The sequence below is a fragment of the Synechococcus sp. CBW1004 genome, assembly GCF_015840715.1.
Classification (GTDB): Bacteria; Cyanobacteriota; Cyanobacteriia; order PCC-6307; family Cyanobiaceae; genus Cyanobium.
The window spans coordinates 1,172,090-1,192,618 of record NZ_CP060397.1 but is presented as its reverse complement, the minus strand read 5'-3'; the positions used below and the strand labels follow the sequence as shown (position 1 = coordinate 1,192,618).

The following is a 20,529-nucleotide window of genomic DNA, read 5'->3' as shown; positions in this document are numbered from 1 at the left end:
CCAACACACCAGGCGGCGACAGCGCTGACCCGCAGGTTCCGCCAGACTTGCCGCTATCTCCACGCCCCTTCCCAGGGCTCGACCGTCTCGGCCTTGACCGCCTCGGTTTCACCCAGGCCATCGGCGGTCTGGCCCTCGGCCTGATCGCCCTGTTCTCGTCCTATGACCACATCACCCTCGCCGGCGCCAGCGTCCCCCTCCAGCAGCAGTGGGGCGTCGTTTTCATCGTTGCCTCGGTGGCGACAGTTCTTGTCGATGCTCAATTGGCATCGCGATCCCGACTTCGAGACGCGCATGCACGCGTTGAGGAGCGAAACCGAGCAGATCGAGAGAGAAACCGAGAAGCTGAGGCGCGAGAACAAGCGGCTGAAGGAGCTCAACTCCAGGCTCGATGCCTTGTTGCGCTCTCCCGATTCCTCCTCCTCGACACCCCCCGAAGCAGGCTGCGACTGAGTGAGGCGGTGGCGATGCTGCTGGAGCAGCCAGGTCCTGACTGATTCGTCAGACAGGCCGTCAGCCTCTAGCGGTTGTGATGCCGCACTGAGCGCTCGGCGGCAGGGTTGCAGCCCGATTCCGGCCCCCCGGTCACGGACACTGGTTAGGGATTGCGTTTCACCCTGGATCCAGGCGCCATGGTCCCTCAGCTCCGCATCGGCAACGGATACGACATCCACCGGCTCGTGCCCGGCCGGCCCCTGATCCTCGGCGGGCAGACCCTGGAGCACCCCGCAGGGCTCGGGCTCGATGGCCACAGCGACGCCGACGTGCTGGTGCATGCCCTGATGGATGCCCTGCTCGGCGCCATCTCGCTCGGCGACATCGGCCAGTACTTCCCGCCCGATGACCCCCGCTGGAAGGGCGCCGACAGCCTGGTGCTTCTCGAGCAGGTGATGGGCCTGATCCGCGAGCGCGGCTGGCAGGTGGTGAACGTGGACACGGTGATCGTGGCCGAGCGGCCGAAGCTCAGGCCCCACATCGAAACCATGCGGGCCGCGATCGCCTTGCGCATGGGCCTCGAGCCTGATCAGGTGGGCGTCAAGGCCACCACCAACGAACAGCTGGGCCCCACCGGCCGCGAGGAGGGCATCGCCTGCCACGCCGTGGCGCTGCTGCAGCGGGGATGAGGAGGCCAACGGGTCGGCTGCCCGAGGGCCATCCGCCGTACGTTGATCCTCCTCAGGGATTGCGTTCCATCCCCGCCCCACCGCTGATCGCCCTGCCATGGATCTGAACCAGCGCCGTAGCCCCCTCGACGCTCCGGGTATTCCCGAGGTCGACGGTGAACTCACCAGCCGGGTTGGCAGCGATGGGCGCGTTCAGGTCGAGGTGATCGAGCACCTGCGCGTGAGCGTGCCGGCGGCGGCGCGCCAGGCCTGGTATGAGGCCGAGCAGGCCACCTGGGAGCCCTGGCTGCGCTCCCAGGCCGGCTTCCTGGGCCGCGAGCTGCGCTGGGATGGCGAGCGTGAGGAGGGCCAGCTGCTGATCCACTGGGCCAGCCGCGCCCAGTGGCATGCCATCCCCCGCGATGAGATCGAGCAGGTGCAGGAGCGCTTCGAGCGGCTGGCCCACGCTGCTCTGGAGCGCCTGGGTGTGGTGGGGCCCTTGGAGGCCATCGCTGAGTCGGAACGCTTCGCTGCAGCCACCGCATCCGCAGCCACTCCATCCGCAGCCACCGCATCACCAGCCACGGCTGCTCCAGTCCCCGGATCCCCGGTTTCCCCATCCCCAGTCTCCGGAGACCAGACCTCCGGCAGTGAGAGCCCGGGCGTCCAGGCCCCTGCCGCCGCACCCCAGGCGACGCCCCCGAATCCCTTCCCGCTGGTCTATGCGGGCGAGCTGCCTCCCGATGTCGTTCCCTGAAGCCCTGTGAGCCAGCTCCCGCCCAGCCCCACCGATCCAAGCTCCACAGAGCCCGGCGCCATTCTCGATCTGGGCCGCCGCCAGCGGCTTGGGATGGCGGAGGCGGTGTGGGGCGAGCACAAGAGCCCGGACCAGATCGTGTGCATCGCCCGGGAGCTGCTGGCCGCCGGCGAAACCGTGCTGGTCACCCGCGTCACCCCGGCCAAGGCCGATGCGGTGCTGGCCGGTCTCGAGAGGCTTGGGTGTCCCGACGGCGATGCGCGTCCCGACACTGTCGTGCCTCTCGAGAGTGTTGTGTCTCTCGAGAGGGTTGCAGGTGTCTCCGGCCAGCCGCTGGAGGGTGATGGTCCAGCCGGCGGGCCCGGGCCGCAGGGCTCGGACGCCGTTCTGAGGCCGTCACTCGTCTACCACCCGCAGGCCGCCTGCCTCACCACCCCCTTGCCGGCTTCGGTGTCTGAGCCGCCCGGCGCATCGGCTGGGGAGGGTGGTTCCGTGCCTCCTGAGGTGTGCGTGCTTGGTGGCGGCAGCAGTGACCTCACGGTGGCCAGCGAGGCGCTGCTGGCCCTGCACTGCCATGGGGTGACGGCGCAGCTGCTGCTCGATGTCGGCGTTTCCGGCCTGCATCGCCTGCTCGAGCGGCTCGATCAGCTGCGCTCGGCCCGGGTGCTGATCGCCTGTGCCGGCATGGAGGGGGCGTTGCCCACGGTGCTGGCCGGCCTGTTGCCCCAGCCGGTGATCGCCGTGCCGGTGTCGGTGGGCTACGGGGTGAGTGCCGGCGGTGTGGCGGCCCTGCACGGCATGCTCGCCAGCTGCGCTCCGGGCCTGACGGTGGTCAACATCGACAACGGCTATGGGGCGGCGATGGCTGCCCTACGCATCCTCGGGGCCCGGAGCTGAGCCCGGCAGGAACGGGCGCCTGCGTCGGTTGGAGGGCCGGTGGACGCTGCCACACCCGTCTGTCGCCTGCAACGCCGATGGGCGTTCTGGCTGTGGCTATGGCTGTGGCGTGCCGAGCGGCTCCCCGGATGCATCCGCTGAGCGACGGTGCCTGCTGGGCGACCGTGGCTGCTGGGCGCCCGTGGCTAATGACGCGGCCCGCCCGGCAGCTCCGGTGGAGGGTTGCCCGGGGGCAGCTCCAGCAGCTGCTGCAGCCACAGCTGCATCGAGCGGGGCAGCAGGCCCTGGCGGTGCCGCTCCATCGCCTCGATCAGGACGGGGGTGTTCACCCACTGAATCCGGCGACTGGCCACGGCGGTGCTGCAGCTGGGGGCAGTGTCACGGGGTGGGGCGTCGCCGGCAAGGGCGCCACCGGCGTGGGCGGCCACCGATGTGGATCATTCAGGTCCGGCCTGCGGCCGGAGACGGTTGGACGCCCTCGCCCCGCCGATGCGAGGGCGAGGTCTGGGACGACGGGATGCGTTGATGCCCGGCACCTCGTCCTATCCGGGATGGTCTGACCTCAGAGGTGCTGCAGGTCGGGATAGGCGGTGATCAGCTCCTCGCTGCTCAGCACCTCGCCGGCGCCCTCCGGCTGCCAGATCACTTCCAGCGCCAGCAGGTCGTCGGCGCCCACGGCCCCGAGGCGCTGCAGGCTGTCGCGCAGGTTGTCGGCGGTGTCGGCGCCTTTGAGCGGCAGACGGTTGCGGCTGGCCACCAGCAGCGTCACAGCGATGAAGTCGCTGGTGGCGTCGCTGGCGCCCACGGCGCTGCTGCCGGTGGAGCGGCGTCCGCCGACGTTGGCGGTCAGCTCGCTCTTCAGCTTGCTGCGCTCCTGCATCGACAGGCGGTTGAAGGTGGATTCCGCCGACGCGAACGGCACCTGGCCCACCTCGGAGTTGGCGTAGACCCACAGCTCCGGCTGGCGCAGCAGCGACAGGGTGGTCTCCTGGAGCACCTGCTGCAGGCCGCTGCTGCTGGAGGTGTCGGCACTGGCGGCCAGGCGCCTGAGGTCCTCCTGCACATTGCGGGCGCTGGCCAGCAGGCCCAGTTGCAGCTGGGCGATCGACACCGGCCCATCGACGGAGGCGCGGGTGTCGAGGCCGCGGCCGGCCGGCAGCGAGGCGCCGCCGCCGCGGAGGGCGTTGAGCACCACCCCGACGATTGCCATCAGCACCAGGAAGCCGAACAGGCCGCCGCCGAAGCCGAAGATCGGCAGGATGAATGGGAAGCCGATGCCACCGCCGCCATAGCCGCCGCGGTAACCGCCTCCGTAGCCGCCGTTGTAACCACCCCGGTAACCACCGCCGCCGCCGTAGCTGCGGGGCATCGAGGGGGCCGAACGGAAACTGCCGCCACCGATGCGGCCGCCGCTCGCCGCCTCAGCGGGCTGGGTGCCGATCAGCAGCAGCCCCGCCACGACCAGGGGCAGCACCAGCAGGGTGAAGCTGCGGCGCAGCCATGGGCAGGCAAGTGGCGTGCGACGCGACGCGAGGGGAGCCGCTAGGCGACGCGGCGCTGTAAGTGCCATGGATCAGGCCTGGAGTGGCCTGAAATCTAGGAACCGCCCCCCACGATGGTGACCACCTCGAGCACGTCGGTTTCCCCCACGCTCTGCTCAGCCCAGCGCTGGCGCGGCAGGATCGTGCCGTTGAACTCCACCACCACCAGCTGGGGGCGGTAGCCCAGGGCCTCGAGCACGGCGGGGAGTGTGAGGCCTGCGGGGATGCGGCGCGGTTCGCCGTTGACCGTGAGGGTGATCGTCTCCCCCACCCTCTCAGCCATCGAGGCGTTGTCGGCGGGAGCGGCGTCGGGCTGGTTCGGCCTGTCGAAGTCGCTGCTGCTGTCCATTCCCTCAGGGGCCCCCTGCGCCAGTGCGTTGCTGAATCGATCGTCGCTGATCGTGGTTTCGCTCATCTGACCCTCACAGGCATCAGCGGGTTGTGGGTGTTTCTCCGGTTGATCCCAACTCTGAGCTCGGCCACGCTGTGCCCAGAGCGGCCAGCAGCTCCGCCGTCGCGGCCGCCGGGTCACTGGCGTCGGTGATCGCCCGCACCACCGCGACGCGACTGGCGCCCGCCTCCAGCACAGGACCCAGGCTGGAGGACTCGATGCCGCCGATGGCGAACCAGGGGATGCGGGCCTCCGCGGCGGCCTGGCGCACGTAGTCGAGCCCCACCGGTGTGCGGCCCGGTTTGGTGGGCGTGGCATTCACCGGCCCCACCCCCACGTAGTCGCAGCCGTCGCGCTCCGCCTGCTGCAGTTGCTCCAGCGCATGGGTGCTGCGGCCGATCAGCTTCTCGGGCCCCAGCAGGCGCCGTGCCAGCTCGGGCGGCAGGTCGTCCTGGCCCAGATGCACGCCGTCGGCGTCCACCGCCAGGGCCAGATCGATGCGGTCATTGACGAGGAACAGGGCTCCGTGGCGCCTGCACAACGCCTGCAGGGCCTGCGCTTCGGCCAGGCGGCTGCGGTCGTCGGCCTTCTTGGCGCGGTACTGCACCAGGCGCACCCCCGCCTGCAGCGATGTCTCCACCACACGCTCAAGATCGGGCAGGGGGCGGGTGATCAGATACAGCCTGCAGGCCTGCAGGCGGTCCCGCAGGGTCCCTGCGGCCGCCTGTTCCGCCTGCGCTGCCGCCCCAGCCTCCGGCGCCGTGCCCGATCCAGCGGTGGCCCGCAGCAGCTCCACCTCCAGGTCGTAGAGGCGGTAGCGGATGGCCGCCGCCTCACCCGCCAGCTCGGGATCCTCGAGGCGGCCGAACTCCTCCAGCACCCGCAGTGCCTCCTGCACCCGGCCGGCATTGGCCGCCAGCACCTGGGCGGGCGCCTGGCGCTGCAGCTGGGCCGGATGGCCGAGGCCGGCGCCGCCATCCCCGGCGGTGTCACGCTCCAGCTTGTAGCGGGCGTGATGCAGACGTCCGAGACGCTGACGCAGGTCCTTGCAGGTGGTCACCAGATCGGTGCGCTCCAGGGCGAAGCGGCTCCAGTCCTCCAGCACCCGCAGGCCCTCGCGGGCACGATCGAGATTGGCGTCGAGCAGGCGTCGGATCGCAGCGATGTCGGCATCGCGTCCGGCTGCCGCTGCGCCTTCTGAGGCGCTGGGGGAGGCGGTGTCACCGGCCATGGCGGTGGCTTCCATAGCGGCGCCAGCTGCGCCGGTGGGTTCCGCAGGGGCGGCCTGATGGCTGGGAAACGGGGCGGGCACGGGGCCAGGGAGCGTGCAGGGGTGTCTGCAGCTTCGCGCGTGGCAGGTGCGTCCGGAGCCTCTCAGGAGTGTGACCACCGGGCCTCTGGAAACCGCCGCAGGGGGCAGGCAGCCGATCCAGCAGCCCAGCCAGGCAGTTGCGCGGGGGCCTGCCAACCCCCGCCTTGTGTCGGGATCGCGTGTCTGAGGTCGCCGGTGCGTCTGCCGGCCTTGAGGGAGGGTCCTGACGGCCAGTTCGGTCGGTCGCGCTGCGCACCGGGCGCTCCGGGCCCTCTGACTAGGGTGGCGCCGACTGCCGCTCAGCGATGGCTCCCGACCCCAACAGCTCCGATAACCCGATGCTGGTGCTCATCTCCGGCATCCTGCTGATGGGAGGCATCGCCGCCTTCATCGCCTGGGGCCTCACCCACGCCTATCCCAGCTCCTGAGGGGAGAGCGGCGAACAGGCGATGGCCGGAGCCGGCCCGGCGGGACCCTGTTGCGCCAGCCATGCGCGGGCTTCGGCTGCGTCGGCCCCGATGCGGGCACTGAGCTCCTCCAGCCCTGAGAAACGGATCTGACCCCGCAACCTCACCACCGGCTCCACCGTCAGGCAGGCGCCGGCCAGATCGAGCTCTCCGTTCAGGCCTGTCTCCAGAAGATGCACCTCCACCGCCGAGGGGGAGTCGGGATCGACGGTGGGCTGGGGGCCGAGATTCATCACCGCCGGGAGGGCATCGGCGCTCCAGGCGGCTGCCGGCCGGAGCCCCGCCGGTACCTTCCCCTGTGGCTCCCGTGACCGCGGGATCTGCTCCGCGCCGATGGCGCCAGCTCGTGGCGCCATCGCGTCGGCGTGGCGCCAGACCCAGCAGGCGTAGACCCCTTCCTGGGGGAGAAACTTGCGGCCGTCGATGCGCAGGTTGGCGGTGGGCCAGCCCAGGCCGCGGCCGAGGCCCCGGCCGCGCACCACCCGGCCGCTGAAGCGGTAGGGGCGCTGCAGCAGGCGCCGTGCCTCGTCGAGGGCGCCGCCGGCCAGGGCGCGGCGGATGCGGCTGCTGCTCACCCGCTCGCCATCGACATGCAGCATCGGCACTACCGTGACGGCGATGCCATGGCGTGCCCCCAGCCGGGCCAGATCGCCCACGTCGCCGCGGCGGCCCGCTCCGAAGCGGAAGTTGTCGCCCACCGCCACCTGGCGGGCCTGCAGGCTGCCCGCCAGCACCTGCGCGACGAAGGCCTCCGGGCTCAAGGCAGCCAGCGCGGCATCGAAGGGCACCAGCACCAGCTGCCTCACGCCCAGGGGCTCCAGCAGCTCCAGCTTCTCGGTGGGCAGATCGAGCCGCAGCCGCGTCTCGCCATGCAGCACCTCGCGCGGATGGGGCCAGAAGCTCACCACCGTCGGCACTGGCCTGTCTTGACCCGCCTTGTCTGGAGCAGCCCCGTCTGGATCGGATCCGGTTTGATCGGAGCCGCCCAGGTCGGCGGTGATCGCCGCGATCACCCGCCGGTGGCCCTGATGCAGACCGTCGAAACTTCCCAGGGCGATGGCGGTCGGACGCTGGGCGTGCTGGGGATCGTGCAGCGGAATCAACGACGCGGGCCTCGCCTGGTGGATCCTCCCATGGCAAGTTTGGAGCCAGCGGGCCCCAGGCCCTTTCGCCCCGTCCCACGCGGCGCATCCGCTCTCAGCGCCGCTGTCGCTGTCTCCGCCGGCGCCAGGCCCCGGTTTTCGCTCCCCACTCCCCTCGCCCGCCTCCCGGACGCATGGCCGACCGACTGGATCTGCAGCTGATCGCCGCCGCCCTGCGCCGCCTGGGCTGGGCGCGCTTCTGGGCCCAGCTGGTGCTGGCGGTGGTGGTGGTGGGGGTGCTGCTGTTCAACAACATCGGCGGGCGTCTGGCCGCCAACTCGGCCAGGGCCCTGGGCCTCGGGCCCGGCATCTCGCTCACCACCTTCTCCTTCCTGCTGCTGCTCTGGTGCCTGTGGCACAGCTGGCTGATCGTGCGCTGCGGCCGGGCCCTGGCCAGCCCGGTGCGCCCCAGCAAGGGTGAAACCTCGCGGCTGATCAAGCGCGGCGTGCTGGCCGATCTGGTGGGGGTCACCCTGGCGGTGGTCGGCTACCAGGCGATGGCCGGCAGCCTGTTCGTGCAGGCCTCCCAGCAGGTACCGGGCTTCTTCGGCGCCCAGATCCAGCAGGCTCCCGGGGCCGCCGGTCGGGTGATCGGACTGCCGATCACCTCGATCGAGATGCTCTCGGTGCTGGGCAACACCCAGGTGCTGTTCGCCCACCTGATCGGCCTTTGGGTGAGCCTGTGGCTGCTGCAGCGGGTGCACAAGCGCATCTGAGACGCGCTCAGCCCTCGTTCCGGGCCGTCCGCCCGCTGCTGAGGGCTCCCAGCTGCGGCAGGGTGTCGCAGCGGCCCCGCCAGAACAGTTCCGGCTGCAGCGGCGACAGCGAGGCGCCGCCGGCCTCGACCCAGGCCACGTCCACGGGCCAGTCGTCGGGGCCGGCGACCGTCGCCTCCAGATCGTTCACCACCTCGCCGGCAAGCCACCAGTAGGTGCGGCCGCGCGGATCGACGCGTCTGTCGAACTGGTCGACGTAGCGCCGCTGGGCGGTGCGGCACCAGCGCAGCGGCCCGATCTGATCCGCCGGCCGCGGCGGCACGTTGAGGCTGAGCAGCAGCCCCTCGGGCCAGCCCTGCTGCAGCATCGCCTCCGCCACATCGAGCGCCAGCGCCGCAGCCGGGCCGAACTGGCGCCAGCGGAAGTCGGCGCTGCTCACCGCCAGAGAGGGCAGACCCTCGATCGTGCCCTCCATCGCCGCCGCCACCGTGCCCGAATACATGACATCGGTGCCGAGGTTGGGGCCGTGGTTGATGCCGGAGAGCACCAGATCCGGGGGCTCCTCCAGCAGGGAGCACAGGGCGAGCTTGACGCAGTCGGAGGGGTTGCCGCTGCAGGCCCAGGCCGTGACGCCGGGCGAGAACAGCTCATCGGCCCGCTCCGCCCGCAGGGGCGTCTGCAGGGTGAGGCCGTGGCCGGTGGCGGAGCGTTCCTGGTCGGGGCAGACCACCGTCACCCGGTGGCCCCGTTCGGCGGCCTCCGCGGCCAGGGTCTGGATGCCGTCCGCGAAGACACCGTCGTCGTTGCTGATCAGGATGCGGAGCGGCGGCATCGGGCAGCGCTGACGTTGCCTGCAAGCTAGGCCTCCGGGGCGGCTGCCTACAGTCACGGCCCGCACCCGCCTTCGCTGCTCTTGAGCGCCGCCGTCAGCCTCCAGGACCTCACCGCCCAGCTGGAGGAGCTGGAGCGCGAGGCCGCCCGATCGATCGCCGCTGCCGATGGCAGCGCCGCCCTCGAGGAGCTGCGGGTGGGCCTGCTCGGCAAGAAGGGACGCCTGTCGGCCGTGCTCGGGGCCATGGGACGCCTCTCGGCCGAGGAGCGGCCGCTGGTGGGGCAGCGCGCCAACGTGCTCAAGGAGCAGGTGCAGGGCCTGTTGCATGAGCGCCTGGAGAGTCTCAAGCAGGCGGCGCTTAGCGAACGGCTGGAGCGCGAGCGCCTCGATGTCACAGCCCCCTGTCGCTATGTGCCGCCGGGGCAGCGTCACCCGCTGATCAGCACGATCGAGGAGATCGTCGACATCTTTGCGGGCCTCGGCTACCGCGTCTCCGAGGGACCGGAGATCGAGAGCGACCACTACAACTTCACCGCCCTCAACATCCCGCCCCACCACCCGGCGCGGGACATGCAGGACACCTTCTATCTGGCCCCCGGCGCTGATGGGCAGGAGCGTCTGCTGCGCACCCACACCTCGCCGGTTCAGATCCGCCACCTGGAGGCCAATCCGCCGCCGGCTCGCATCGTCGCCCCGGGCCGTGTCTTCCGCCGCGATGCCGTCGACGCCACCCATTCGCCGGTGTTCCACCAGGTGGAGGTGCTGGCCCTTGATGAAGGCCTCGACTTCAGCCATCTGCGCGGCACGGTGATGGCCTTCCTGAAGCAGTTCTTCGGCGACCTGCCGGTGCGCTTCCGCGCCAGCTACTTCCCCTTCACCGAGCCCAGTGCCGAGGTGGACGTGCAGTGGCGCGGCCGCTGGCTGGAGGTGATGGGCTGCGGCATGGTCGATCCGGCGGTGCTCGAGGGGCTCGGCATCGATTCCGAGCGCTGGAGCGGCTTCGCCGCCGGCCTGGGGGTGGAGCGCTTCTGCATGGTGCGCCACGGCATCGACGACATCCGCCGCCTCTACACCAGCGATCTGCGCTTCCTGGAGCAGTTCTGAGCTGGATCCTCCGCCCTGGGCCCCTGCGGCTGATCCCCGCCCCGGAGCCTGCCCATAAACTCAGAAACCCTGCCAGCCGCGATCGGTGCCGCGCGCCGGACTGCCGCCGTCCCATCCGGATGCTCCTGTGACCCCGACTGCCGCCGGAAATCCGCCTGCCGGTCGCGCCGCTCGCATCGGTCTGATCATCAATGACGGCAAGTCGCTGGCGCTCGACACCGCCGCAGCGATCGAGGCACGTCTGCAGGCCGCGGGCCTCGAGACCGTGCGCGCCAGCAGTGCCTCCGGGGTGGTGGGCTTCGCCAATCCCGACCAGCATCTGCGTAGCCGCGGCCATACCGCCTGCGTCCCCGCCGCCTTCGATGGCGGCCTCGATCTGGCGATCGTGCTCGGCGGCGACGGCACCGTGCTGTCGGCGGCCCGCATGACCGCGCCGATCGGCGTGCCGATCCTGACGATCAACACCGGCCACCTCGGCTTCCTGGCGGAGGCCTACCTCCGCGATCTCGACCGCGTGCTCGCCCAGGTGATCGCCCGTCGCTGGACGGTGGAGGAGCGCTCGATGCTGGTGGTGAGCGTGATGCGGGGCGAGCAGCGCCGCTGGGAGGTGCTCTGCCTCAACGAGATGGCGCTGCACCGTGAGCCGCTCACCTCGATGTGCCATTTCGAGATCGCCATCGGCCGCCACGCCCCGGTGGACATCGCCGCCGACGGCGTCATCCTCTCCACCCCGACCGGCTCCACCGCCTATGCCCTCTCCGCCGGTGGCCCGGTGATCACGCCGGACTGCCCGGTGCTGCAGCTCACCCCCATCGCGCCCCACTCGCTGGCCTCCCGGGCGCTGGTGTTCAGCGACGCCGAACCGGTGACCGTGTTTCCGGCCACGCCCGAGCGGCTGATGATGGTGGTCGACGGCAGTGCCGGCTGCTACGTCTGGCCGGAGGACCGGGTGCTGGTGCGCCGCAGCGAGCAGCCGGTGCGCTTCGTGCGCCTGGCTGACCATGAGTTCTTCCAGGTGCTGCGCAACAAGCTCGGCTGGGGCCTGCCGCACGTGGCCAAGCCCGGCAACGACGGCGCCGATCCGGGTTCTGCCGCCTCCAGCTCCGCATCGTGACGGCGCCGCTGCTGCTGGTCGGGGCTGAGGCCGAGGCGCTGGCACCACGGCTGGCCGTCTCGGGGTATCGGCCGCTGCGGCTCGAGCCGGGCCGTGCCGATCCGGTGCCCCTGCCGATCGAGCCGCCTCTCGCCGCTGATCCGGGGCGGGACCTCCGTTCCTCGGTTGCTGCCATGCCAGGGCGCGGCGCCGATCCGGCCCCGCCCGAGGCGCCCGCGCCCACCCCGCTGGCGGTGGTTCTGTCTCCCGGCGAGCAGGGGCGCATTCCGGAGCTGCGCCGCCGCTGGGGGGCACTGCCGATTCTGCTGGGCCTCGCCGATGACTCGGTGGCGGGCCGCTCGCACACCTTGCTGAGCGGCGCCGATGACTTCTGGTTGACGGAGGTGGGACCGAGCGATCTGCTCACCCGCCTGCGCCTGCATCGTCAGCTGCCGGCGGCGATGCAGGGACCGGAATGTCTGCAGGTGGCCGATCTGCAGCTCTGGCCCGCCAGCGGCCAGGTGAGCCGTGGTGGCCGCGGCCTCGCCCTCACCGCCAGGGAATACCAGCTGCTGCTTCTGATGCTGGAGCGCCGCGGCCAGGTGCTCAGTCGGGAGGAGATCCTGCAGCGGGTCTGGCCCGAACAGCAGCCGGGCAGCGCCAGCAACGTGATCGAGGTGTATGTGCGCTATCTGCGCCAGAAGCTGGAGCAGGGCGGCGAGCGGCGGCTGATCCACACCGTGCGCGGCCGTGGCTACTGCCTGTGCGAGGGCCTGCCGCCCCGCCCCGACGCCCCCTGACCACGCCCTCATCCGCCTGCGATGCCCCCCGTCCTGCGCTCCCTGCCCCCACTCAGCCTCGCGGCGCTTGCCGCCCTGGGTGCGCTGCAGCCCTGGTCTGTCCGGGCCGCCACCCCGCCCCAGCAGCTGCCGATCGAGGCGCAGTGGTGTCTGAGGCCGGGCACCTGCCTGCAGCTGGAGGTGGCCGATGAACCCCACGAGCAGGCGATGGGCCTGCAGCTGCGCCCGCCGCTGCTGCCGCTTCATGGCATGTGGTTCCCCTATGTCCCGCCTTCGCTGGCGCGCTTCTGGATGCATCGCACCCCTGAACCGCTCGACATGCTGTTCGTGCGGCAGGGCCGGGTGATCGCGATCGTGGCTGATGTCCCCTCCTGCATGCGGCTGCCCTGCCGCAGCTACGGGCCCGACGAGCTGGTGGATGGGGTGGTGGAACTGGCGGCCGGCCAGGCCGAGGCCCTGGGCATCACCGTGGGCAGCCCGGTGCGGATCGAGCCGCTGCCGGCGCGGCCTGCGGCGGCAGCGGCGGCGCCAACTGGCCCCACCTCAGTGAGGCCTGAACCGATCCAATGATCCCTCCATGACAGGGACAACGACAGCTGTCGGATCGGTCATGTGTGGCGATCTCGATCCGCGGACGCCCTGCGCCGCTGTCGAGCGCCGGGAGTGGATGATTCAGATCCACTCACCCCGACATCATCAGGAAGTGACCGATTCTCTGCCGATTGTTGTGGGTGAACTGCTCTAGAGTCTCTTCGGTGACAGGCCGCATGTTCTCGTCTCACTCCACCTTGATGAGGTTCCGATGATCAGCCTTGAAGCCGCTGTTCTCGCGTCCATTGACGACATCGTGTTCGCCAAGGATCTCGAGGGCCGTTACATCAGTGGCAACGCCGCCTGGGCCAGGCTGTTGGGACGGCGTGTCGGCGAGCTGATCGGCTGCACCGATGCGGATCTGTTCCCTGCGGAGGTGGCTGCCGGCTTCCGAAGGCACGATGAGGCGATGCTCGCCGGTGGCATCGCCACCATGAATGAGGAGGCGGTGCAGTTTCCGGATGGCCGTCATGCGCTGCTCGAGACGCGCAAGTGTCCCCTTCGGGATGATGCGGGTGCCGTGATCGGATTGGTGGGCGTCTGCCGAGAGATCGCGGCGCCGCGTCGCTGACGCTCCTCCACCCTCAGCAGCGCCGCCCGCTCAGCACCAGCACCGGATTGAGCGGCGCCAGCCGGGTGCCGTCCGCCAGGGGCGAGCCGCGCCAGGCCTGGTGCTGACTCACCCGCACCGCCAGGCCAGCCTCCTCCAGCAGCGGCCGCAGTTCCGCCAGGGCCTCGATGGTGGCCAGCGGGATCACCACCACCCCGCCGGGCCGCAGGCGCTCCAGCACCGCCGCGAGCACCGCTGCCCGCTCACGCCCACCGCCGCCGAGCAGCACCCGGTCGGGATCGGGCAGTTCCGAGAGGGCCTCGGGAGCCCGGCCCTCCAGCACCGCCGCCGGCCGCACCCCCAGACGTTCGGCATTGGCCCGGATCAGGGCCGCCGAACCGCCGCGCTGCTCCAGGGCCCACAGGGCCAGATCCGGCCGCAGCCGCAGCGCCTCGAGGCCCACCGAGCCCACGCCGGCGCCGATGTCCCAGAGCACCCCGGTGGCGGGCAGCTCCAGGTCGGCCAGCAGCTGCAGGCGCACCTCGCGCTTGGTCATCAGGCCGGGCCGATCGTCTTGCTGGAGGTAGAGGCCGTCCGCCAGGCCGAACAGGGGCAGGGCGTCCGGCTCGGCGGGCGCTGGCGGCGGCTCGGCGATCAGCAGCACCAGATGCAGGGGATCGAGATCGGCGGGCAGGGGGGTCGCCGGCGCCAGCCGCTGCACCCGCTCGGCCGGATGGCCCAGCCGCTCACACAGCCAGAGGGCGTAGGCCGCCTCCAGCCCCGACGCCGCCAGGATTCTGCGTACCTCGCTCACCCCCCCGCGCGTGGGGTCGGTGAGCACCGCCAGGGCGGCCGGGCGCTGCTGCAGCCGTGTCGCCAGCGCCTCGGGCTCGCGGCCGTGCAGGCTGATCCAGCCGGCGTCCTGCCAGGGGCGGCCGATCCGGGCGAAGGCCAGCTGCAGCGAGGTGGGCGCCGGGTGGAAGCGCAGCCGCTCGGCCCCGAAGCGCTGCAGCAACAGCCGGCCGATGCCGAACCAGAGCGGATCGCCGCTGGCCAGCACCACCGCCGGACGGCCCGCCGCCAGGGCCTGCTCCAGGGGCTCCATGATCTGCTCGGGGCGGTCGCTGGCGAGCCCGTCGGGACAGGGCTGCTCCTGGGGGATGCGACCGGCCTCCTGCTCCTGGCTCCACCAGGTCTCCAGCTCCACCAGCAGCCGCTGCGGGGCCACCAGCAACGCGGCCGTCCGCACCAGATCCAGGCTGCGGGCCGGTAGCCCGGCCAGGCCAGCGGCATCGGTGCCGATCACCGCCAGGGCGTTCCGGTGCCCGTCCTGTTCAGGGGCGTGCTGCGTGCTGCCCAGGATGGTCTCGCCGCTGGAGCCATGATGCCGGCCGCCCCCGCTCCCGGCAGGGTTGCAACCTGCGCCTGGGGGTACCTCTCGTTTCCTCTCGGCCTGGTTCCCTCTCTGCATGGAGAGCAGGTGCCCAGAGGGAATGCCCATGAATGCGCATTAAGATGCGCACTTCTGCAGGCCTGGAGCATGCGCACCACCCTGGAGCTGCCTGATCCGCTGTTTGCGCGGCTCAAAGCCCGGGCGGCGAGCAACGGTGTCACCCTCAAGCAGCTGCTGCGCAGCTATGTGGAGCAAGGGCTCAGTGCCCCGCCCCCACGCGCCGGGCAGAAGCGCTCCGCGGCCATGCTGCCGCGCCTGGAGGGGGCGCTGGCTCTGGAGGTCCATCGGCTTTCCAACGCCGGCCTGGCTGAGCTGCTCGACCCATGAGCACCCCAGCCGACCTGCCGGATCTGAATGTCTGGCTGGCCCTGGTCTGTCCCGACCACAGCCATCACGCCCAGGCCCTTCACTATTGGGAACAGCAAGCGGCTGATCAGGTGCTGTTCTGCACGGTGACCGCCCTGGGGCTGGTGCGGCTGGTGTGCCAGCCCAGGTTGATGGGCGCTGCGGTCAGGACCGCGGCAGAGGCCTCCGCCCTGCTGGAGGACCTGTGCCGGCAGCCTGGCGTGGCGCTGGCCGAGCCGGAGCACGACGGCTGGGAGGTGTTTCACCAGTTGCTGCGGGGTGCTGAGATCCCACCCCGCCTGTGCACGGATGTCCATCTGGCCGCCCTGGCGATCACCAATGGCTGGCGTCTGGTCAGTTTCGATCGCGATTTCGAACGCTTTGCAGGCCTGCAGAGGCTGCCCCTGCCGTGAGGATTCCGTCCCGATGAGCGACCGCCGCCAGCGCATCCATGAACTGGTGATCGCACTGCTGGCGCAGCGGGGGGAGCTGGAGCTGCTTGATGGCGACGGCCTGGGCCGCGGCCCGGGGGCCCAGGGCAACCCGGCCGGCTGGCTGGAGCGCAACCACCGGATCCTGCAGCAGTACCAGGCCCTGGTGCGCACCGCCGCCACCCTCGATGCCCTGGTGGAGCAGGAGGCTGGCCGCGGCGGGCAGGTCGATCCGCCGGCGCCGGGGGGAACCCATCGGCCCGGGCGCTGATCACGGCAAACAGCTCGCCACGGGCCGCCGGCCGGGCCAGCTCTGGCAGGCTGGGCGCACTGTTCCTCCCTCGATGGCGCGCCCCGGCCTTTCTGCCCTCACCTCCCTGCTGCGCCGCGCCGGAGGTCGCCGTGACGGGGGTGCCGCCGAGGGCCCGCCGCCCGCCTCCTGGAGCCGTCCCTTCGGACTCGGCTGGGAGAAGCCGTACACGGTGCGTTACGCCAGCAACCTCGACGATGGCCCCAACCACGGCATGCCGCTGGGGGGCTTCGGCGCCGGCTGCATCGGTCGCGCCCCCGACGGCAGCTTCAACCTCTGGCACCTCGACGGCGGTGAGCACTGGTTCGGCACCCTGCCCGACTGCCAGTTCGCTTTGTTTGAGAGCGATGGCAGCGCCCGCCGCGCCCATGCCCTGGCGGTGAAGCCCGCCGCCGACGCCTCCCGGCCGGAGGCCGGCGAACCGCTGCCGACCTGGAGCTGGTACCCCGCCAGCACGCCCGAGCGCAGCACCGGCACCTACGCCGCCCGCTATCCCCTCAGCGAGACCCACTACAGCGGTGTCTTCCAGGCGGAGGTCAGCTGCCAGGCCTTCAGCCCGATCCTCCCGGGCGACTACACGCGCACCAGCTATCCGCTGGCGGTGTTCGCCTGGACGCTGCGCAACCCCACCGACCGGCCGCTGACCGTGTCGCTGCTGCTGAGCTGGCGCAACACGGTGGGCTGGTTCACCAACACCGACCCCACAGCAGCAGTCAAGTTCCGCGACGACGGCAGCCCCGAGCACAACTACGTGCCGGCGATCGGCCGCAGCCGCGGCCAGCGCAACCGCCGCTTTGATGCCCCCGGCATGGCGGCGGTGCTGCAGGAGGGCGAGCGCAGCGAGCCGATCGCCGAAGGTCAGGGCCAGTGGATCCTGGCGCTGCCCGATGTCGCCGCCCTGCAGGCCGCGCGGGGAGAAGGGGCCGGGAGCGGCCCCCTCGAGATCTTCCGCTGCAGCCGCTGGAATCCGGCCGCCGGCGGCGGTGAGCTGTGGGGCCCCTTCGCCGCTGATGGCTCCATCCCGGAGAGTGACAACGACCGCGGCAGCGGCGACCACGACCCCAGCAGCTCGGCCATCGCCGTGCGCCTCACCCTCGCCCCCGGGGAGCAGCTCGAGATTCCGGTGGTGATCGCCTGGGACCTGCCGGTCACCGCCTTCGCCACCGGCACCCGCAGCCTGCGCCGCTACACCGATGTGTTCGGCGCCTCAGGCGACAACGCCGCCGCCCTCGCCGCCGAGGCCCTGCGCGACTGGCGGAGCTGGCGCGAGGCCATCGCCGCCTGGCAGGCGCCGGTGCTGGAGCGCTCCGATCTGCCGGAGCCCCTGCGCATGGCCCTGTGCAACGAGCTCTACGACCTGGCCAGCGGCGGCACCCTCTGGACCGCCGCCTCCCCTGCCGATCCGGTGGGCCGCTTCGGGGTGCTCGAGTGCCTGGATTACGCCTGGTACGAAAGCCTCGATGTGCGCCTCTACGGCTCGTTCGCGCTGCTGCAGCTGTGGCCGGAGCTCGACAAGGCCGTGCTGCGCGATTTCGCCCGCGCCATCCCCGCATCCGATCCCACCCCCCGGCCGATCGGCTGGTACTTCACCCAGGGCCGCGGCCGCGTCGAGGCGCCCCGCAAGGTGGCCGGCGCCACCCCCCACGACCTCGGCGCCCCTAACGAGCGGCCGTTCGACGCCAGCAACTACACCGCCTACCAGGACTGCAACCTCTGGAAGGACCTGGCCAGCGACTTCGTGCTGCAGGTGTGGCGCGCCTTCACCCTCGCCCCGAGCGGCGAGGACCTGCGCTTCCTGGCCGACTGCTGGCCGGCGGCGGTGCAGGCCCTGCGCTACCTGAAGGCCTTCGATGCCAACAATGACGGCCTGCCCGACAACGGCGGCGCCCCGGATCAGACCTTCGATGACTGGCCCCTGAAGGGGGTGAGCGCCTACTGCGGCGCCCTCTGGATCGCGGCGCTGGAGGCGGCCCTGGCGATGGCCCAGCGGCTGCAGCTGTCGCTCGGGCTCGACACCTCCAGCGAGCAGCGCGAGTTCAGCGGCTGGCTGGAGCAATCCCGCGCCAACTTCGATCGCCTGCTCTGGAACGGCGAGTACTACAACATCGATGCTGAGAGCGGCACGCCGGTGGTGATGGCCGATCAGCTCTGCGGTGACTTCTACGCCCGCCTGCTGGGCCTGCCGCCGGTGGTGGCCGAGGAGCGGGCCCGCAGCTCGCTCAAGGCCGTGAAGGAGGCCTGTTTCGAGCGCTTTGAGGGCGGCAGGCTGGGCGTCGCCAACGGCCTGCGCCGTGACGGCACGCCGCTCGATCCCAACGGCACCCACCCGCTGGAGGTGTGGACCGGCATCAACTTCGGCCTGGCCGCCTACTACCGCCTGATGGGCGAGACCGACACCGCCTTCGCGATCACCGGCGCGGTGGTGGAGCAGGTGTACAGCGGCGGCCTGCAGTTCCGCACCCCGGAGGCGATCACCGCCGTGCATACCTTCCGGGCCTGCCACTACCTGCGGGCGATGGCGATCTGGGCGCTGTGGGCCACCCACACCGGCTGGCAGCTGATTCCGGGGGCGGAGCGACAGCCATTTGCCGAGCAACAGCCCTATGCCGAGCGACAGCCATGAGCCGAGCGGGCTCCGGAGGCTGTGGACGCGCCCTGATCCGATGCTGATCCGTCTGATGGCCCGGGGACGCCCCATGACGCTCCGCTGCGTTGCGACCTGCAGCCGGCACGCTTTCGCGGCCTGGACCTCCCGCCTCCGTTCTGCCGCGAAGGCCAGTCGCCCGGGCCGTCGCGAAGCCTCAGCCGCGGGGCCGTGGTGGTCTCCTCGGCCCGCCAGCCCCGCCGGCGCCGCGCCGGTCGTCCTCCACCGAGACAGCCCCTGCTGCAGCGCCGACGTCCAGTCCCCTCGGAGCGGCAGCTCCCGGTCTGCCTCGCTGGCCTCGCTGCCTGGACTTCTCGCGCTGCTGCTGCTGCTGCTCAGCCTGGCGGTACCCCAGCCAGCGCTGGCGATGCTCCAGGCCAGCCCCGGGGAGACCGGCACCGGGCTGGTGCGCAGCCTCGAGAGCCTGCGCGATCTCGACTATCAGAGCTGGCAGGTGGTGGCCTACCGGGAGGGGGCTCCGGCCCAAGCCGCTCCTGTGACCCTGCGCATCGTCGGCTACCCGGGACGGGTCAGGCTCGATCACCCCACGCCGCTGCTGGTGCGCGCCGGTCGGCGCCTGTGGCAGCTTGACGACATCACTCTGGCCAATCCGAGGCTGGCCGCTGACACCCGCGCAGCAGCGGCCGAATTCGACCTGACCCCGCTGCTGGCCGACCTGCAGAACAACAGACCCCTGCGTCTGGAGCTGCCGGGGATCTTCGTCGAACTGCCGATCCCGCCTTACGTGGTCGAGGAATGGCGGGCGCTGCCGCTCGAGGCGGGGCCCTGAACCCGCTGGGCAGCCCTTCCTTGCGTCAGTTAGCCAGCCGCCGCTTTTCCCGCCAGGACAGCACCTGCCAGGTGAGGAACACCAACACGAGGGGAATCACGGCCACCAGCACCACCAGTCGGTACTCATCACTGAGGGCGGAGCCGGTGTTGGAGAGGATCTGCTCGAGCAGATAAAGCCCGTAGAGCCCCAGCAGGATCCAGCCCTCCAGCCTTGTGATCACGCCGCGGGTCCAGAAGATCGGCAGGCAGGCCAGGGTGGTGGCCACCATGACCGGGAAATCGCGGCTCAGCATCACGGGGTCGACGGCGAGGCCGCTGCTGCCGGAGGCCAGTCCGCACACCCCCAGGATCACCAGCTGGTTGAGCAGATTGCTGCCCACCACGTTGCCGATCGCCAGATCCGCCTTGCCGTGGTAGGCGGCCACCAGTGAGGTGACCAGTTCCGGCATCGAGGTGCCGGCCGACACGATCGTCAGGCCGATCACCGTCTCGCTCACGCCGAGACCCTGAGCGGCGGCGATGGCCCCCTTCACCAACAGCTGTGAGCCTCCCAGCAGCAGCCCCAGGCCGGCGGCCAGCTTGATCAGCGCCTGGGGGGCCGGAGAGGCGCCATCGGTGTCGAGGTCTTCATCCGCCTCGGTGGGTTCCTCACGGGCGCTGCGGACCTCCCACACCAGGTTGATCACCAGACCGGTGATCAGCGCCAGGCCCGCCACCCAGGTGATCCGGCCACCGGAGGCCATGCCCCAGGTGGCCATGGACACCCCCAGCAGCAGCGGCACGTCACGCCGCACCAGGCGGCTCTGAACCCGCAGCGGGATCACTGCGGCGCTGGCGCCGAGCACCACCATCACATTGAAGATGTTGGAGCCCACCACGTTGCTCACAGCGATCGCGTCGCCGCCCGGGCCTTCCTGCAGGGTGGATAGCAGGCTCACGAACAGCTCCGGGGCGCTGGTGCCCATCGACACCACCGTCAGGCCGATCACGATCTGGGGGATGCCCAGCAGCAGCGACAGGGCCACCGAGCCGGCGACGAACAGCTCACCACCGCCGAACAGCAGCAGGATGCCGATCACGATCTCAAGGCCGCTCAACACCATCGGGGCCATCACCGTCGTCAGGCTCAAAGGCTGGATTCTGCAGGTTGGGCTGTTCCTGAGGTCCAAGTGCGTTCCTGGCAGGTGCAGCGTCGCCACCTTCTGGCAGGTCCGCAGCCAGCGCCACTCGTCCCTGCACGCTGTCTGGCTGTCACGGT

Annotated in this window: 25 protein-coding genes; 16 read left to right on the top strand and 9 right to left on the bottom strand. The window is 71.1% G+C overall.

Annotated features, from left to right (window positions below; all coding sequences use genetic code 11):
* Positions 1 to 53 precede the first annotated feature (53 nt).
* On the bottom strand, positions 54 to 263 hold the full coding sequence (locus tag H8F25_RS05810; protein ID WP_197212437.1) for a hypothetical protein: 210 nt from the start codon (positions 261 to 263) through the stop codon (positions 54 to 56).
* Positions 264 to 294: 31 nt separating this feature from the next.
* Here H8F25_RS05810 and H8F25_RS05805 point away from each other — a divergent pair, with 31 nt between their 5' ends.
* From H8F25_RS05805 to larB, 4 genes are all read left to right on the top strand, one after another.
* Entirely contained in the window at positions 295 to 453 is a 159-nt protein-coding gene (locus H8F25_RS05805) for a hypothetical protein (RefSeq protein WP_231597166.1), read from the top strand.
* Between the two features lie 179 nt (positions 454 to 632).
* A complete protein-coding gene (ispF, locus tag H8F25_RS05800) occupies positions 633 to 1,124 on the top strand; it encodes a 2-C-methyl-D-erythritol 2,4-cyclodiphosphate synthase (protein ID WP_197212434.1) in 492 nt (163 codons plus the stop codon).
* Between the two features lie 97 nt (positions 1,125 to 1,221).
* Complete coding sequence (locus H8F25_RS18110) at positions 1,222 to 1,860, top strand: TIGR03792 family protein (RefSeq protein WP_197212432.1); 639 nt, start codon at positions 1,222 to 1,224, stop codon at positions 1,858 to 1,860.
* Positions 1,861 to 1,953: 93 nt separating this feature from the next.
* Positions 1,954 to 2,757: a nickel pincer cofactor biosynthesis protein LarB gene (larB, locus tag H8F25_RS05790; protein WP_370525877.1), complete on the top strand. Its 804-nt coding sequence runs from the start codon at positions 1,954 to 1,956 to the stop codon at positions 2,755 to 2,757.
* Positions 2,758 to 2,942: 185 nt separating this feature from the next.
* Here the strand turns inward: larB and H8F25_RS05785 are convergent, their stop codons facing one another.
* The 4 genes from H8F25_RS05785 to H8F25_RS05770 all read right to left on the bottom strand — a co-directional run bounded on the left by H8F25_RS05785 (position 2,943) and on the right by H8F25_RS05770 (position 5,920).
* A complete protein-coding gene (locus H8F25_RS05785; protein WP_197214081.1) occupies positions 2,943 to 3,185 on the bottom strand; it encodes a hypothetical protein in 243 nt (80 codons plus the stop codon).
* Between the two features lie 134 nt (positions 3,186 to 3,319).
* The gene (locus H8F25_RS05780; protein ID WP_197212431.1) at positions 3,320 to 4,327 is read right to left on the bottom strand and encodes a DUF1517 domain-containing protein; all 1,008 of its coding nucleotides are present in this window, start codon (positions 4,325 to 4,327) and stop codon (positions 3,320 to 3,322) included.
* Positions 4,328 to 4,353: 26 nt separating this feature from the next.
* Entirely contained in the window at positions 4,354 to 4,581 is a 228-nt protein-coding gene (thiS, locus tag H8F25_RS05775; protein WP_197213510.1) for a sulfur carrier protein ThiS, read from the bottom strand.
* A 148-nt stretch (positions 4,582 to 4,729) separates the two neighbouring features.
* Positions 4,730 to 5,920, bottom strand: coding sequence for a thiamine phosphate synthase (locus H8F25_RS05770; RefSeq protein ID WP_197213508.1), 1,191 nt, complete (start codon positions 5,918 to 5,920; stop codon positions 4,730 to 4,732).
* 386 nt (positions 5,921 to 6,306) lie between these two features.
* Between H8F25_RS05770 and H8F25_RS17950 the strand changes: the two genes are divergently transcribed.
* Positions 6,307 to 6,429, top strand: a complete 123-nt coding sequence (locus H8F25_RS17950; RefSeq protein ID WP_255518316.1) for a hypothetical protein — start codon at positions 6,307 to 6,309, stop codon at positions 6,427 to 6,429.
* On the opposite strand, the gene H8F25_RS05765 is transcribed toward H8F25_RS17950, so the two are convergent.
* A complete protein-coding gene (locus H8F25_RS05765; RefSeq protein ID WP_197212429.1) occupies positions 6,414 to 7,571 on the bottom strand; it encodes a bifunctional riboflavin kinase/FMN adenylyltransferase in 1,158 nt (385 codons plus the stop codon). The two genes, H8F25_RS17950 and H8F25_RS05765, sit on opposite strands and share 16 nt — an antisense overlap.
* A gap of 173 nt (positions 7,572 to 7,744) precedes the next feature.
* Between H8F25_RS05765 and H8F25_RS05760 the strand changes: the two genes are divergently transcribed.
* A complete protein-coding gene (locus H8F25_RS05760) occupies positions 7,745 to 8,326 on the top strand; it encodes a DUF3611 family protein (protein WP_197212427.1) in 582 nt (193 codons plus the stop codon).
* A gap of 7 nt (positions 8,327 to 8,333) precedes the next feature.
* Here H8F25_RS05760 and surE read toward each other — a convergent pair whose 3' ends face one another.
* The gene (surE, locus tag H8F25_RS05755; protein ID WP_197212425.1) at positions 8,334 to 9,158 is read right to left on the bottom strand and encodes a 5'/3'-nucleotidase SurE; all 825 of its coding nucleotides are present in this window, start codon (positions 9,156 to 9,158) and stop codon (positions 8,334 to 8,336) included.
* An 81-nt stretch (positions 9,159 to 9,239) separates the two neighbouring features.
* Between surE and pheS the strand changes: the two genes are divergently transcribed.
* From pheS to H8F25_RS05730, 5 genes are all read left to right on the top strand, one after another.
* The gene (pheS, locus tag H8F25_RS05750; RefSeq protein WP_197212423.1) at positions 9,240 to 10,262 is read left to right on the top strand and encodes a phenylalanine--tRNA ligase subunit alpha; all 1,023 of its coding nucleotides are present in this window, start codon (positions 9,240 to 9,242) and stop codon (positions 10,260 to 10,262) included.
* A 127-nt stretch (positions 10,263 to 10,389) separates the two neighbouring features.
* Positions 10,390 to 11,376, top strand: coding sequence for an NAD(+) kinase (locus tag H8F25_RS05745; protein WP_231597161.1), 987 nt, complete (start codon positions 10,390 to 10,392; stop codon positions 11,374 to 11,376).
* Positions 11,373 to 12,155, top strand: a complete 783-nt coding sequence (locus H8F25_RS05740) for a winged helix-turn-helix domain-containing protein (protein WP_370525829.1) — start codon at positions 11,373 to 11,375, stop codon at positions 12,153 to 12,155. The genes H8F25_RS05745 and H8F25_RS05740 overlap by 4 nt, the downstream gene beginning before the upstream one ends.
* Before the next feature lie 21 nt (positions 12,156 to 12,176).
* On the top strand, positions 12,177 to 12,725 hold the full coding sequence (locus H8F25_RS05735; protein WP_197212421.1) for a DUF192 domain-containing protein: 549 nt from the start codon (positions 12,177 to 12,179) through the stop codon (positions 12,723 to 12,725).
* A gap of 232 nt (positions 12,726 to 12,957) precedes the next feature.
* Positions 12,958 to 13,317, top strand: coding sequence for a PAS domain-containing protein (locus tag H8F25_RS05730; RefSeq protein ID WP_197212419.1), 360 nt, complete (start codon positions 12,958 to 12,960; stop codon positions 13,315 to 13,317).
* 13 nt (positions 13,318 to 13,330) lie between these two features.
* Here H8F25_RS05730 and cbiE read toward each other — a convergent pair whose 3' ends face one another.
* Positions 13,331 to 14,608, bottom strand: coding sequence for a precorrin-6y C5,15-methyltransferase (decarboxylating) subunit CbiE (gene cbiE / locus H8F25_RS05725; RefSeq protein ID WP_231597322.1), 1,278 nt, complete (start codon positions 14,606 to 14,608; stop codon positions 13,331 to 13,333).
* A 228-nt stretch (positions 14,609 to 14,836) separates the two neighbouring features.
* On the opposite strand from cbiE, the gene H8F25_RS05720 reads away from it, so the two are divergent.
* The 5 genes from H8F25_RS05720 to H8F25_RS05700 all read left to right on the top strand — a co-directional run bounded on the left by H8F25_RS05720 (position 14,837) and on the right by H8F25_RS05700 (position 19,269).
* Positions 14,837 to 15,076 carry a hypothetical protein gene (locus tag H8F25_RS05720; RefSeq protein ID WP_197212417.1) on the top strand — a complete coding sequence of 80 codons (240 nt, stop codon included), beginning with the start codon at positions 14,837 to 14,839 and terminating at the stop codon, positions 15,074 to 15,076.
* On the top strand, positions 15,073 to 15,507 hold the full coding sequence (locus H8F25_RS05715; protein WP_197212416.1) for a TA system VapC family ribonuclease toxin: 435 nt from the start codon (positions 15,073 to 15,075) through the stop codon (positions 15,505 to 15,507). The genes H8F25_RS05720 and H8F25_RS05715 overlap by 4 nt, the downstream gene beginning before the upstream one ends.
* A gap of 13 nt (positions 15,508 to 15,520) precedes the next feature.
* Positions 15,521 to 15,796: a hypothetical protein gene (locus H8F25_RS05710; protein WP_197212414.1), complete on the top strand. Its 276-nt coding sequence runs from the start codon at positions 15,521 to 15,523 to the stop codon at positions 15,794 to 15,796.
* A 73-nt stretch (positions 15,797 to 15,869) separates the two neighbouring features.
* Positions 15,870 to 18,458, top strand: coding sequence for a GH116 family glycosyl hydrolase (locus tag H8F25_RS05705; RefSeq protein WP_197212412.1), 2,589 nt, complete (start codon positions 15,870 to 15,872; stop codon positions 18,456 to 18,458).
* A gap of 322 nt (positions 18,459 to 18,780) precedes the next feature.
* Positions 18,781 to 19,269, top strand: coding sequence for a DUF3122 domain-containing protein (locus H8F25_RS05700; protein WP_370525876.1), 489 nt, complete (start codon positions 18,781 to 18,783; stop codon positions 19,267 to 19,269).
* 25 nt (positions 19,270 to 19,294) lie between these two features.
* Here H8F25_RS05700 and H8F25_RS05695 read toward each other — a convergent pair whose 3' ends face one another.
* On the bottom strand, positions 19,295 to 20,383 hold the full coding sequence (locus H8F25_RS05695; RefSeq protein WP_197212410.1) for a calcium/sodium antiporter: 1,089 nt from the start codon (positions 20,381 to 20,383) through the stop codon (positions 19,295 to 19,297).
* Between the last annotated feature and the right edge of the window lie 146 nt (positions 20,384 to 20,529).